The following is a 13,741-nucleotide window of genomic DNA, read 5'->3' as shown; positions in this document are numbered from 1 at the left end:
AAGCCTGCTTATAACAATTTTAATTAATGCTAATGCAATTAATATAGCTACAAATGCAGCAAGCACTTGTTTAATTAAAGCACTATTTGCTTTTTCTGAATACACTTTTTCCTTAGTAACTGTACAAACTTTATACTTAGAACTAAAAGAATTAGTACACATAACTGCTTCTACAGTTCCTTCTTCATTAGGTATATAAGCAATTGCGCTTTCATTTTTTGGATCTAAAAATTGAGGATTTGCTTTCATATAAGCAGAAATATTTTCACTTAGTTTGTCTTTTTTACCTATTTTTTCAACTTCTGGATGAAAAAATGCATTTCCTTCTATATCATATATGGCTGTATATGCTTGAGAACTTTTTCCAACTGATAATACATCTTTTGAAAATCTTTCTAAATCATAATCTCCACCAACTACCCCTATAAATTGATTATTTTTAAACACAGGTACTGCATATGCAATTTTCATTTTACCATCTGCAAAGCTAGAATATGGATCTGATACGATTAATTTCTTCTCTTCTTTAGCTTTAATATACCATGCTCTAGTTTTAACATCAAATCCTTTAGATTTATCCAAATAAGTATGATCTGATTTATAATGTTTTCCAGTTTCATCTAGCGCAAAATATATAATGTCAAAGCTATTTGCCTTTTTAAAAGCCTCTAAAAATTTATATATATTTTCATCATTAGAAAAATCTTGCTTTACAATTTCTTCCGCTAAAGTCGCTATTGCACTTCTTTTTGCATGTGAATATATAGAAAAAACTTCAGCTGTATCAAGCATAGTTTTCCTTTGAATTTCTTCAAGATAAGTATAAGTGTCCTCTTTAGAGTTGTAATAACTCATACCATTAACCACTGCAAGCACTATAATACTCACAATAGCAATCACCAAAGTTAATCTACCTGTAATACTTTGAAACATTTTTTACTCCTTGTATTGAATGTTGTATTGACAAATAAGATTAAAATTGTATTATTTGATTTAAAATTGATAAAAAATGTAATTTAAATAACAAAAAATGTAGAAATAATATTTTTAAAATATATAAACCATAGAAAGAATAAAAAAGATTATAAAGCCTACATATAGTAGGCTTTTGATTATAATTTACCTTCGTTTTTGCTTAAGTAATCAGCTACACCTTTAGGATCAGCTTTCATACCTTCATCACCTTTATTCCAACCAGCTGGACAAACTTCACCATGCTCATTAGTAAATAACATAGTATCAACCATTCTAATCATTTCATCAATGTTTCTTCCAAGTGGTAAATCATTAACTACTGCATGGCGGATTGTTCCATCAGCATCAAGCAAGAAAGAGCCTCTTAAAGCAACTGCTTCTTCAAATAAAACATCAAAATTTCTAGCAATTTGTTTTGTTAAGTCAGCTACTAAAGGAAATTTAACTTGACCTATACCACCTTGATTTACTGGCATATTTTTCCAAGCAAAGTGAGAGAATTCATTATCGCAAGATACGCCGATTACTTCAATACCTCTATCTTTAAAATCTTGATATCTTTTATCAAAAGCAATAATTTCAGATGGGCAAACAAAAGTAAAGTCTTTTGGATAGAAAAATACTACCGCACCTTTTTGTCCTATATTTTTATAAAGATTAAAATCTCCTACTATTTCATTATTACCTAATACAGCAGGTGCTGTAAAATCAATAGCTTTTTTAGTTACTACCATAATTTTATCTCCTAATTAATAAATTTTATTTGTAACAAAATAATATCATTTGTAAATTTAAAAATTTATTAATTGTGTAAAATTATCCATAATTTAATTTTATTATCAAAATTAAAAGATTTTAAGAATAAAATTAAGACAATTTTGATAATCTTGCATTTAACATTTAATATTAAGGAGTAAAAAATGGCAGTTAAAATTACTGATATTTGTATAGCATGTGGTTCTTGTATAGATGAATGCCCAGTAAGCGCAATCGTAGATGATGCAAACAATCCTGAGGGCGAAGATAGATATTATGTTTATGCTGATAAATGTGTTGAGTGTGTAGGACACAATGACCAACCAGCCTGTGCAAGCGCTTGCCCAACTGATGGCTGTATTGTATGGAGTGATGTAGTTAGCGGACAACCAAGCCGTGATAACATCGGAAGTGATTTAAGAGACGGTTCAACTCCAGTATTTGCTTAATAATTTAATGTAAGTATCTTGGTTTCAAGCTACTTACAAACTCTTCTATAAACTCTAAATTTTATATAATTTTAAAGCATTTTTTGGTATAATTAGCTCTTTTATAAATATAAAACTTATTTAAATTAAGGGGACGATTTTGGAAAAAACACTTTCTATTATTAAACCTGATGCAGTTAAAAAAGGTGTTATTGGTCAAATTTTAACACGCTTTGAAAGCAATGGTCTAAGAATAGCAGCAACAAAAAAAATACAGCTTTCAGAAAAAGAAGCTCAAGAATTTTACGCTGTACACAAAGACAGACCTTTTTTTAAAGATTTAGTTGAATTTATGATCAGTGGTCCAGTTGTGGTTTCTGTTTTAGAAGGCGAAAATGCTGTATTAAAAAACAGAGAATTAATGGGTGCTACAAATCCAAAAGAAGCAGCTCCTGGTACTATTAGAGCAGATTTTGCAGATAGTATTGATGCAAATGCAGTTCATGGAAGTGATAGCTTAGAAAATGCGAAAATTGAAATCGAATTTTTCTTTTCAAAAACTGAAATTTTATAATGAAAATCGCTTTTGCAAAGCTTAGCTCTATAGCTTACCCTTTTAAACTAGATCTTGATAATATAGTTTTTGAAGGAACTATTACAAAAGTTAATCCAAAATTAGCAAAAATAAAGGCTAATTTCAAAGGCTTTGTTTATAGAAACTGTGATCGCTGCGGCGATGAAATGGAGCTTGAAATCGATCAAAATATAGAGCTTTTTGCAAGCGATGGAATTTTTAAAGATGAAAATAACACTTTAAGTGATACTATGGAGTTTTTTGACTCTCATATAGATTTAATAGAGCTTGCCACAAGTGAGTTACAATCTTATTTAAGTGATTATTTTTATTGCAATAAATGTTCAAATTAACAAAGGAGTAAAAAATGGCAGTACCTAAGAGAAGAGTGAGTAAAACTCGTGCAGCAAAACGCAGAACTCATTATAAAGTTACCCTACCTATGCCTATAAAAGACAAAGATGGTAGCTATAAAATGCCTCACCGTGTAAATCCAGTAACTAAGGAATATTAATAACGATGACAAGCATTGCTATTGATGCAATGGGTGGTGATTTTGGGGAAAAACCTATTATAGAAGGTGTGATTCAGGCTTTAAAAGAGCGTGAATTTAAAGCTATCTTGGTAGGGGATCCTCAAAAGCTTAAAACCTTAATACCTCAAGAATTAAACTCATATATAGAATACGAAGAAGCTTTTGATGTATTTGCTATGGAAGAAAATTCCACAGATGCACTAAAAAGAAAAGACAGTACTATCTACAAGGCTATAGAATTAGTAAGAAATCAAAAAGCAAAAGCTGTTGTTTCTGCTGGACATAGTGGAGCTACCATGAGTTTAGCTACATTAAGACTTGGAAGATTAGCAAATATTGCTAGACCTGCAATAGCTACTTTAATGCCAAATATCCATTCAAGAACACTTGTACTAGATGTTGGAGCAAATGTTGATTGTAAAAGTGAGCATTTATTTCAATTTGCTATCATGGGTGAAGCCTATGCTAAAGAGATTTTAAAAATTGCTAAACCTAGAGTTGCTTTGCTATCAAATGGTGAAGAAGAATGCAAAGGAAATGAGCTTACCAAGGAAACTCATCAACTCTTAAAGCAACTTCCAAATTTTGTAGGAAATGCTGAAGGTAGAGATATCTTTAATGGTACTATAGATGTATTAGTATGTGATGGATTTAATGGGAATATTTTACTTAAAACCGGCGAAGGTGTAGCGAGTGTTATTACAAAGCTTCTAAAACAAGAAATTCAAAAATCTTTTTTAGCAAAACTTGGCTATCTTTTAGCAAAACCAGCTTTTAATGAATTAAAAACCCATATTGATTATGAAGAATATGGTGGAGCCCCACTTTTAGGCGTAAAAGAATGTGTCATTATAAGTCATGGCAAAAGCGGTCCAAAAGCTATAAAAAATGCTATTTTTCAAGCATTAAATTTCGCACAATCAAATATAAATCAAATCATAGAAAAAGAACTTTCTAATTATGAAATCAACTAAAGCTTCCTTAAAAAGTATAGCTTCTTATATCCCTACAAAAACTCTAAGTAATTTTGACTTAGAAAAAATGGTTCAAACTAGCAATGAATGGATATTAAGAAGAACCGGTATAGAACAAAGACATATAGCAAGTGATGATGAGAATACAAGCGATCTTGGTACTAAAGCAGCTATTAAGGCTATACAAAGAGCTAATTTAAATCCTCAAGATATAGATGCGATTATTGTAGCTACTTTAAGTCCTGATTATTTTACCATGCCATCAACCGCATGCAAAATCGCTCATAATTTGGGCTTAAAAAATATCACTGCTTTTGATATTTCTGCTGCATGCTCGGGATTTATTTATCTTTTAGAGCTTGCTAAATCTATGGTTGAAAGTGGTGCTAAAAAAAATGTATTAATCATAGGAGCTGAAAAAATTAGCTCTATTATGGATTATACCGATAGAAGCATTTGTGTGTTATTTGGCGATGGAGCTGGGGCTGGAGTTGTATCATTAGATGATAATTTTCCTATTATAGATACTCATACTGCAAGCGATGGGGAATTTGGAGATTTATTAATGACTCAAAGAGCTCAAAAAAGCAGTATTTGCTCTCCACTTTCCATGCAAATGAAAGGAAATGAGGTATTTAAAATCGCGGTGAATACTCTAAGTAATGATGTTATTGAAATTCTTGCAAAAAATAATATAAAAAGCAAAGAAATTGATCTTTTTATACCTCATCAAGCTAATTTAAGAATTATCAAGGCCGTACAAGAAAAATTAAATTTTACAGATGAACAATGCGTAGTTACTGTGCAAAAATATGGCAATACCTCAGCTGCTTCAATTCCTATGGCAATGAATGATGCTTACGAGCAAGGTCGCTTAAAACAAGGCTCACTAATATTACTTGATGCTTTTGGCGGAGGCTTTACTTGGGGTTCAGCACTGCTTCGTTTTGGCGGAGAGAATAACAAATAAGTTTTTTGCTTATTTGTTATTTAAAAGTCCCAATTTGATCCAATACTGACTTTCTAGTTTGATTATCTGAAGAATCTACGCGGATATAAAATTCAACCCTATTGTTTATCTCATCTTCTTTGTTTGTACTCAAAGGATAATTTTCACCAAAACTAACCACTATAAGCTGAGCTGGGTTAATCCCTCTAGCAATCAAATAATCAGCCACAACTTGAGCTCTTTTACTTGCTAAATCAAAATTTCTTTTAGGGTCTTTATCGCTTGCGTCAGTATAGCCTCTAAGTTCTATTTGAGCTTGCGCAGGCATTCTTTTTAAAACTTCACTAATGCGTTTTAGAAAATCTTGTACATCAGCTGAATCAATTTGCGTACTGCCTCTAGCAAATTCAACCCTTGCAGGTAAATTTAAAACAATATTATTTTCTCTTTGATCTAATGCTGCTTTTAATTTTTCTATATTTTCTTGTTGAGTGATACTTAATTTTTTAAGCTTTTCAAGCTCTTCAACATTTGCATTAGATGGTGCGCTGTATTTATTATGCACTTCACTTTCTTTTTCTAAAGGATTTGAAGCAGTAAATTCAAAAATTTTAACAAATTCAGTTTTTAAGGCTTCAGTTTTAGCAGGATTACTTTCAGAAATTGCCCAAAGAGCAATAAAAAGCGCCAAAAGCAAACTTAAAAAGTCTGCATAAGGCACAGCCCACTTTTCACCTGCTGGACATTCTGGACATTTATGTTTTTTTCCCATTTTTTAACTCTTACTTATCAAATTGAGAAATTCTAGGCTCGCCTTGTCCAAGATAATTAAACAATTTAGCCTCTAAATCCCTAGGATTAGCTCCCTCTGCAATACTTACTATAGCATGCGAAATCACTATCCTTTCTTTAATGAGCTCATGAGCATTAGCTTTGATTTTATGACCCCAAGGTCCAAATAAAGCATAAGCACCAAAAATTCCAGTTACCGTTGCAGTAAATGCTCCTGCAATACCTGCTGCCATAGCTTGAGGATCATCTAAAAGTTGCAAAGCAAGCATAAGCCCCATAACCGCACCAACAAGTCCCATAGTAGGACAAGTTTCACCAAAACGGATCCAGTATTCTGCCGTTTCTTTGTAATATTCTTCCATTTCTTCTATTTGGATTTCCATGCTTTCTTTAATCTCTTCTACGCTCTTACCATCAACCATCATCATCATGGTTTCTTTTAAAAACTCATTATCAATTTCATTAGTTTTTGATTCTAAAGCCAAAAGCCCGTCTCTTCTTGCTATGATAGAGTATTCTACAAGCTCAGCTATTCTCTGACTTAAATTTACCCCTGCACCTTTAAAGGCAAGTTTTAATTCTTTATAAGCTGCTTTAACAAATTTTTTATGAGTTGCTGTCATTGCACAAAATGCTGCAGTTGGAACCACGATCAAAAATGAACTTAAGTGCAAAACATGCAAAGGGTTACCACCCTCTAAAATATCCCCTACAGAAATACTAACAACAGCTAATACCATCCCAAGTATGGTTGAAAGATCCATTAGTTATTCTCCTTATTTTAATGCGCCCCAATTTTTGGCAATACTTGATGAAGTTTTTAATTTAACTTTTAATTTTACAATATTTTCCATAATATCACTAGCATTTTTTGCAAATTCCTCACAAAGTTCATCTTTTACTTCAAAAATAAGCTCATCATGAATTTGTAAAATCAAGCGTTTATTTTCATCTAAATCTTTTGCAATTTCTATCATTGCAAGTTTTATTATATCGGCAGCAGAACCTTGAAGTGTAGAGTTAATGCTCTCTCTTTCATACATTGCCACATGCATAGGCTTTGCATTTTCAAAGTCAAAATAACGCTTACGACCTAGTAAAGTCTTTATAAAACCATTTTGCTTAGCTTCATTTTTTACCTTTTCAAAATAAGTTTTTATACTAGTAAAATTCTCAAAATATTTTTCAATATATTCTTTAGCTAACTTTGCTTCTATTTTTAAATTTTGACTCAAAGTCTTATAACCCATGCCATAAATAAGACCAAAATTTATACTTTTAGCAATACTTCTTGTCTCATAATCACTATGACCAAAGATCATAATAGCAGTTTTTGCATGAATATCCTCATCATTTGAAAATGCTTCTAGCAATTTCTCATCTTCACTAAAATGCGCTAGCATTCTAAGCTCAATTTGTGAATAATCAAGTGAGATAAAGCTAAATCCTTCTTTTGCTACAAAACAGGATTTATAATCTTTAGCATATTGACCATGCGCAGGGATATTTTGCAAATTTGGATCTTTTGATGAAAGGCGTCCAGTTGCAGTACCAGTTTGCAAAAAGCTTGAATAAATTCTTGAGTTTTCATCTTTTTTAGCTAATTTTAACAAAGGTTCACAATAAGTAGAAACTAATTTTGCAAGCTCTCTATAAGATAAAATTTCTTTCACAATCAGATGTTCATCTAAAATAGTATTTAGAACCTTTTCATCAGTAGAATAACCTGTTTTGCTTTTTTTACCACTTGGTAGCTTTAGTTTTTCAAATAAAATATCCCCTACTTGTTTTGGAGAGTTGATATTAAATTTTTCACCCGCTAAATCATATATTTTTTCACTTAATATTTTGATATCTTGATTAAAACTTTGCATTAAGTTTTCAAGCTTTTGAGTATCAAGCTTAATGCCATTATTTTCCATCATAATAAGCACTTTGATAAATTCAAACTCACTTTTTTGTGCAAGCTCAAATAAAGGCTTTTCTAAATTTTTTAAAAAATACAAATAAAATCTTAAAGTGATATAAGCATCCTCAGCTGCATATTTGCAAGCTTTTTCTACATCCACTCCTGCAAAGCTTTCTCCTTTTTTTACTAAATCTTCAAAATGCAAAGTCTCATAATCAAATAATCTTTTTGCTAAATCATCCATATTTACACGCAAACTTGGCTCTTTAAGCCATGCAAGTATCATAGTATCAGCATAGTTTTTTGGAGGAAGTAAATTAAAATTATTTTTTATAATCTCAAAATCATATTTAAGATTATGTCCTATAACCGTGCTTTGATAGATTTTTTCTATACCCCTTTTAGCCACTTGTATAGAAATTTGCTTACAAACACCTAAATAATCATGCGCAAGTGGTACATAAAAGGCTTCACTTTCATGAAAACAAAAACTAAACCCTACTATCTTTGCTTCTTTAGTATCTAAGCCCGTAGTTTCAGTGTCAAAAGCAACAATGCTTTGATCATCAATTTTTTCTAAAATGTCAAATAATTCTTTCTCATCTAAAATTAATCTTGCATTAAATCCTAAATTTTTATCTTTATTAGTAGGATTAGTACGTAGTTTTTTTAACAAAGCATTTAATTCATAATGCTCCAAAATATCCATAATCTTAAGCAAAGGCTCATCTTTTGGATACTCACAATTTAAAAGCATATCTTTTACATCTAAATCCTCATACAAAGAAGCAAGTTTTTTACTCAAAAAGGCATTTTCTTTTCCCTCAAGCAACAAATTACGACTTCTTTCATTACGCACTAGTGTTAAGTTTTCATAAATTCCCTCAATACTTTCAAACTCATCAAGTAAATTCTTAGCACCCTTAGCACCAATTCCTTTTACCCCTGGGATATTATCCGAGCTATCTCCACATAGAGCTAAAAAATCTCTTATCTGGCTAGGTTTTACCCCGTATTTTTCCAAACATCCTGCTTCATTATAATCATTTTTTGAAATAGGACTATAAATACTAACTTTATCATCTTTTATAAGTTGATACAAATCTTTATCTTGAGTAATAATTCTTATAAAAATATCCTTATTCTCACACTCTTTAACCAAAGATGCGATGATATCATCAGCTTCATAGCCTTCGCAAGAAAAACTTGAAAAACCCATTTTTTCTATCATTTGAATGCAAATTGGAATTTGAGCTAATAAATCAGGTGGAGGTGGGGTGCGGTTGATTTTATAATTTGGATCAATTTCACTTCTAAAAGTTTTTCCTTTGCTATCAAGAGCAAAAATAATCATATCACTAGGATGTTCATTTTTCAAACTATAAATAAAATTAGCAAAACCGCTAATCATATTACTAGCTTCGCCTTTTGAATTTTTCAAACCCTTTAAAGCATAAAAAAGCCTAAAGAAAAAGCCAAAAGTATCAATTATGGTTAAAGTTTTCATTTTTTTCCTATATTAAAAAATAATAATAATTATCGCCCAAAATTATTTAAAAGTCGGTAAAAAGTATTAAATTTCCATTTTAAGCATTTTAGATAAAATTATCATTTTGAAATTTCAAATAAAGGTTTAATCTTGCAAACAAAATCAATCGCGGATGAAAATTTTCAAACTCCACAAGGAAAAAAGGCTTTTAAAAAGGCTGTGTTTTCATGTTGGCTAGGAACTGCTATGGAATATGCAGATTTTGCACTCTATGGTTTAGCTGCAGCTACTGTTTTTTCAGAAGTTTTCTTTCCTGAGCAAACTCCTGTTATAGCATTATTGCTTAGTTTTGTTACTTATGGTATAGGTTTTATTGCTAGACCTATTGGAGCTTTATTTTTTGGATATTTAGGAGATAAATACGGAAGAAAAAATGTATTGATGAGCACCATTGCATTAATGGGTATTTCAACTACTTTAATTGGTTTTATACCAAGTTATGCAATAATTGGAATTTGGGCTCCTATATGTTTGGTTATTTTGCGCTTTATGCAAGGCTTTGGCGCAGGTGCTGAGCTTTCAGGTGGGACTGTCATGCTTGGAGAATACGCTCCTAGTAAGCATAGGGGTTTAATCTCTTCTATCATCGCTCTTGGATCAAATAGTGGAACCTTGCTTGCAGCTTTTGTGTGGCTTTTAGTTACAAGCATGGATGATGCTAGTTTTAAAGAATGGGGATGGAGAATTCCTTTTATAGGAAGTATCTTCATAGCACTTTTTGCTGTTTATATGCGTTTAAATGTAAAAGAAACTCCTGTTTTTGAAAAACAAAAAGAATTAATGCTAAAAATTCGTCATGAGAATGAAGCACATATGAAAAAAGATGAAAGAACTTTTTGGCAAAAAAGTCGTGCGTTTTGGACTATGGTGGGTATAAGGATAGGAGAAAATGGACCATCTTATCTTGCACAAGGCTTTATAGTAGGTTATGTAACTAAAATTTTACTTCTTGATAAATCAGTAGCCACAACTGCTGTTGTTATCGCTTCTTTGGTGGGATTTTTAGTTATACCTTTAGCAGGATATTTAAGTGATAAATTTGGAAGACGCATTACTTATAGAACCTTTTGCTTGCTTTTAATGCTTTATGCCTTCCCTGCTTTTATGCTACTTGATAGTAAAAATGAAATTATTGTAATTTTAACTATCATCGTAGGTATGTCTTTAGCATCTTTAGGAATTTTTGGTGTGCAAGCTGCGTGGGGTGTAGAACTTTTTGGAGCAAAAAATCGTTATACTAAAATGGCGCTAGCAAAAGAATTTGGCTCTATACTTTCAGGGGGAACTGCCCCTATGATAGCTTCAGCTTTGCTTGCTTATTATGGTACTTGGTGGCCAATAGCCTTGTATTTTGTTATCACCGCAGGAATTGGTTTTATCACAACTTTCTTTGCGCCAGAAACTAGAGGCAGGGATTTAAATTTAATAGAAGATGCGATATGATACGCCTTATTTTAGATACTGATATAGGTAATGGCGTAGCAGGGGCCAATACCGATGATGGTTTAGCCCTTGGGCTTATTTTAGCCTCTAAAGAAATCAAACTTGAAATGATTAGCACTTTAAGTGGTAATGTACAAGCTTTAACCGCTTATAGCGTTGCTAAAGATTTATTAAATAAGCTTAATCTAGACATACCTTTGTATCTAGGTGCTCATGAAGCTTTATGTGAAGATAGTCATTTTTGGAGACAAAGATTAGATAAAAGCGTAGAAGAGTTTAAGCTTACTCATCTTTGGGATCATATAAAACCTATAAAAATTTTAGAAAACACAAACCCAAATGCTTGTATGAAAATGGGTGAACTTGTTATGCAAAATCCAGGTGAAATTTCAATTTGCGCTATAGGACCTTTAACAAATATAGCCATAGCGATGAAACTTTTTAAAGATTTTGATAAAAATGTAAAAGAAATTTTTATCATGGGTGGAGGTTTTGATATGCCTTATCATATCAAAGATACAAATTTTGGCTTTGATCCTGAAGCTGCTAGTATAGTTTTAAACTCAAGAGCTAAAATCACACTTGTTCCTTACAATGCAACAATGCAAACTATACTCACACATGAAGATTTAAATGCTTTAGAAAATCAAAATCCTCTTTGTGATTTTTTAGTACAAACTTTAAGAGTTTGGATTGATTATGCAAGCAAAACAAGAGGCACAAATGGCACATGGATACATGATGCATTAACTATTGCTTATATGCTTGATCCCAATTTAGCAAATTTTGATGAGTATTTAGTAGATGTCATTTGCGATAGTACTTTTGCTAGAGGAAGCACGGTAAGGTGTTTTAAAGATGCAAAAATACCTATGAAAAATCATGAATTAAAAAACACTATAAAAGTTTTAAAAGATATTGATAATGCTAGACTTTTAAATCTTTTAAAATCAAGACTTTTAAATGGAATTTGCTATGAAAATTACAAAAGCATAACGGCTTAATTTACCCAAGGCTATAAAAATACTTGCTTTTAAAAAAGAATACTTAGCAAATCCAAGCCCTAATGCAAAAAGATCTCCCACTATGGGTAAAAAAGTAAAAAAAGCATACAAAGAGCCAAATTTTTTAAAGTTTGCATTGATTTTTTCTAATTTACATAAAGAGTTTTTAAAATATTTTTCTAAAATTTGACTCTCTCCAAAATAAGCTAACGCATAAGTACTTAAACTACCCAAAGTATTTCCCAAACTTGCTATAAATAAAACCATATAAGCATTAAAATCTAATTTCACAAAAGCAAGTACAAAAGCCTCACTTGCCATAGGCAAAAGTGTGCTAGAGAGAAAACATACTATAAAAAGCCCTATATAGCTTATATCATTATATAAAAAATCAAACATTACAAATTTTCTTAGTATTTATTTTATAAACTATCATTTTAAAGAATTTTTAATAATAATTATCTTAGAATGTAAAGTCATTTGGCAATTTTTTAAAAGGAAAAACTATGGAAAGGAAAAAATTTTCTAAACTAAATTTAGAATACTCATTTAACAAAGCTTCTTTTTCTTGGCGTTAAGCCTACTGCTACATTTTTAATCATTTTTTATTTTACATTTTTAGTTTTAGTTGATCATTTTTGATTTTATATTATTAATCATTTTAAGGAAATACTATGAAAAAATATTATGGAAAATTTGGTGGGCAATTTGTGCCAAATGAAGTAAAAACAGCATTAGATGAAGTAGAAAAAGCTTTTTTAAAACTCAAAAAAGATAAAGATTTTAACACAGAATTAAAAGAACTCTTAGCTAATTATGTGGGAAGACCTACGCCTTTATACTATGCTAAAAATTTAAGCAAGCTTTATAATCACGAAATTTATTTAAAAAGAGAAGATTTAACTCACACAGGAGCTCATAAGATCAACAATGCCATAGCTCAATCCTTAATGGCAAAGAAAATGAATAAGAAAAAAATTATTGCAGAAACTGGAGCAGGACAACACGGGCTTGCAACAGCTACTGCAGCAGCACTTTTGGGACTTGAATGTGAGATATTTATGGGAGCTATTGATGTAAAAAGACAAGCTTTAAATGTCTATAAAATGGAGCTTTTAGGAGCAAAAGTTCATGCGGTAGAAAGTGGAAGTAAAACTTTAAGTGATGCGGTAGATGAGGCTTTAAATTTTTGGGTTAAAAATACTAAAGAAGTATTTTATGTAGTAGGAAGCGCAGTGGGGCCTTATCCTTATCCGCAAATTGTTACGCATTTTCAAAGTATTATAGGTAAAGAATGTAAAATGCAACTTAGAAAATTAAATAAAAAAGTAGATTACATTATAGCAGCAGCTGGAGGTGGTAGCAATGCTGCTGGAATTTTTCATGCATTTTTAAAAGATGAAAAAGTTAAACTCATAGGCGTTGAAGCAGCAGGTTTAGGAAAAGATACATCTTATCATGCAGCCACACTTACTAAAGGTAAAGAGGGTATTATCCATGGTATGAAAACTAAAGTTTTACAAGATGATAAAGGAAACATTGCTCATACTTTTAGCATCTCTGCTGGGCTTGATTACCCTGGCATAGGACCTTTGCACGCATATTTACAAGAAAGCAAAAGAGCAAGTTATCATGCTATTAGCGATGATGAGTGCATCAATGCTTTAAAATTATTATGTAAAGAAGAAGGTATTATACCCGCTATTGAAAGCTCACATGCATTAGCTTATTTGGAAAAACTTTGTCCGACTTTAAAGAAAAAAAGTGTAATAGTTGTAAATCTTTCAGGAAGAGGTGATAAAGATATGCAAAGTATTTATGAGTATAAAAAAGGTGAAATTTATGGTTGAAGT

15 protein-coding genes are annotated in these 13,741 nt (G+C 31.3%); 9 read left to right on the top strand and 6 right to left on the bottom strand.

Going from position 1 to position 13,741, the window contains the following annotated elements; translation table 11 throughout:
• On the bottom strand, nt 1-933 hold a 933-nt coding region (locus L8W68_RS06365; RefSeq protein ID WP_263675444.1), incomplete at its 3' end, for a cache domain-containing protein.
• Nucleotides 934-1,112: 179 nt separating this feature from the next.
• Complete coding sequence (locus L8W68_RS06360) at nt 1,113-1,709, bottom strand: peroxiredoxin (RefSeq protein WP_263675442.1); 597 nt, start codon at nt 1,707-1,709, stop codon at nt 1,113-1,115.
• A gap of 186 nt (nt 1,710-1,895) precedes the next feature.
• On the opposite strand from L8W68_RS06360, the gene L8W68_RS06355 reads away from it, so the two are divergent.
• From L8W68_RS06355 to L8W68_RS06330, 6 genes are all read left to right on the top strand, one after another.
• A complete protein-coding gene (locus L8W68_RS06355; RefSeq protein ID WP_039619165.1) occupies nt 1,896-2,180 on the top strand; it encodes a ferredoxin, 4Fe-4S in 285 nt (94 codons plus the stop codon).
• A 139-nt stretch (nt 2,181-2,319) separates the two neighbouring features.
• Entirely contained in the window at nt 2,320-2,733 is a 414-nt protein-coding gene (ndk, locus tag L8W68_RS06350) for a nucleoside-diphosphate kinase (protein WP_039642239.1), read from the top strand.
• Nucleotides 2,733-3,086: a DUF177 domain-containing protein gene (locus L8W68_RS06345; protein ID WP_263675440.1), complete on the top strand. Its 354-nt coding sequence runs from the start codon at nt 2,733-2,735 to the stop codon at nt 3,084-3,086. The genes ndk and L8W68_RS06345 overlap by 1 nt, the downstream gene beginning before the upstream one ends.
• A gap of 14 nt (nt 3,087-3,100) precedes the next feature.
• Nucleotides 3,101-3,247: a 50S ribosomal protein L32 gene (gene rpmF / locus L8W68_RS06340; protein WP_012662034.1), complete on the top strand. Its 147-nt coding sequence runs from the start codon at nt 3,101-3,103 to the stop codon at nt 3,245-3,247.
• 5 nt (nt 3,248-3,252) lie between these two features.
• Complete coding sequence (gene plsX / locus L8W68_RS06335) at nt 3,253-4,242, top strand: phosphate acyltransferase PlsX (protein WP_263675439.1); 990 nt, start codon at nt 3,253-3,255, stop codon at nt 4,240-4,242.
• Nucleotides 4,229-5,212: a beta-ketoacyl-ACP synthase III gene (locus tag L8W68_RS06330; protein WP_263675438.1), complete on the top strand. Its 984-nt coding sequence runs from the start codon at nt 4,229-4,231 to the stop codon at nt 5,210-5,212. The genes plsX and L8W68_RS06330 overlap by 14 nt, the downstream gene beginning before the upstream one ends.
• Nucleotides 5,213-5,228: 16 nt before the next feature.
• Here the strand turns inward: L8W68_RS06330 and motB are convergent, their stop codons facing one another.
• The 3 genes from motB to polA are packed head-to-tail and all read right to left on the bottom strand — an operon-like array spanning nt 5,229 to nt 9,399.
• On the bottom strand, nt 5,229-5,963 hold the full coding sequence (gene motB / locus L8W68_RS06325; protein WP_263675437.1) for a flagellar motor protein MotB: 735 nt from the start codon (nt 5,961-5,963) through the stop codon (nt 5,229-5,231).
• Nucleotides 5,964-5,973: 10 nt separating this feature from the next.
• The gene (motA, locus tag L8W68_RS06320) at nt 5,974-6,747 is read right to left on the bottom strand and encodes a flagellar motor stator protein MotA (protein WP_039619177.1); all 774 of its coding nucleotides are present in this window, start codon (nt 6,745-6,747) and stop codon (nt 5,974-5,976) included.
• A 12-nt stretch (nt 6,748-6,759) separates the two neighbouring features.
• A complete protein-coding gene (gene polA, locus L8W68_RS06315) occupies nt 6,760-9,399 on the bottom strand; it encodes a DNA polymerase I (RefSeq protein ID WP_263675435.1) in 2,640 nt (879 codons plus the stop codon).
• Nucleotides 9,400-9,531: 132 nt separating this feature from the next.
• Here polA and L8W68_RS06310 point away from each other — a divergent pair, with 132 nt between their 5' ends.
• Complete coding sequence (locus L8W68_RS06310) at nt 9,532-10,884, top strand: MFS transporter (RefSeq protein WP_263675433.1); 1,353 nt, start codon at nt 9,532-9,534, stop codon at nt 10,882-10,884.
• On the top strand, nt 10,884-11,888 hold the full coding sequence (locus L8W68_RS06305) for a nucleoside hydrolase (protein ID WP_263675445.1): 1,005 nt from the start codon (nt 10,884-10,886) through the stop codon (nt 11,886-11,888). The genes L8W68_RS06310 and L8W68_RS06305 overlap by 1 nt, the downstream gene beginning before the upstream one ends.
• Here L8W68_RS06305 and L8W68_RS06300 read toward each other — a convergent pair.
• On the bottom strand, nt 11,844-12,287 hold the full coding sequence (locus L8W68_RS06300; protein WP_263659782.1) for a YqaA family protein: 444 nt from the start codon (nt 12,285-12,287) through the stop codon (nt 11,844-11,846). The genes L8W68_RS06305 and L8W68_RS06300 overlap by 45 nt on opposite strands.
• Nucleotides 12,288-12,562: 275 nt before the next feature.
• On the opposite strand from L8W68_RS06300, the gene trpB reads away from it, so the two are divergent.
• On the top strand, nt 12,563-13,738 hold the full coding sequence (trpB, locus tag L8W68_RS06295) for a tryptophan synthase subunit beta (RefSeq protein WP_263675431.1): 1,176 nt from the start codon (nt 12,563-12,565) through the stop codon (nt 13,736-13,738).
• Nucleotides 13,739-13,741: the final 3 nt, after the last annotated feature.

Source organism: Campylobacter sp. FU_497 (assembly GCF_025772425.1).
Classification (GTDB): domain Bacteria; phylum Campylobacterota; class Campylobacteria; order Campylobacterales; family Campylobacteraceae; genus Campylobacter_D; species Campylobacter_D lari_C.
Note: the sequence above shows the minus strand (reverse complement) of the source record. Positions and strands in the feature narration are given on the sequence as shown.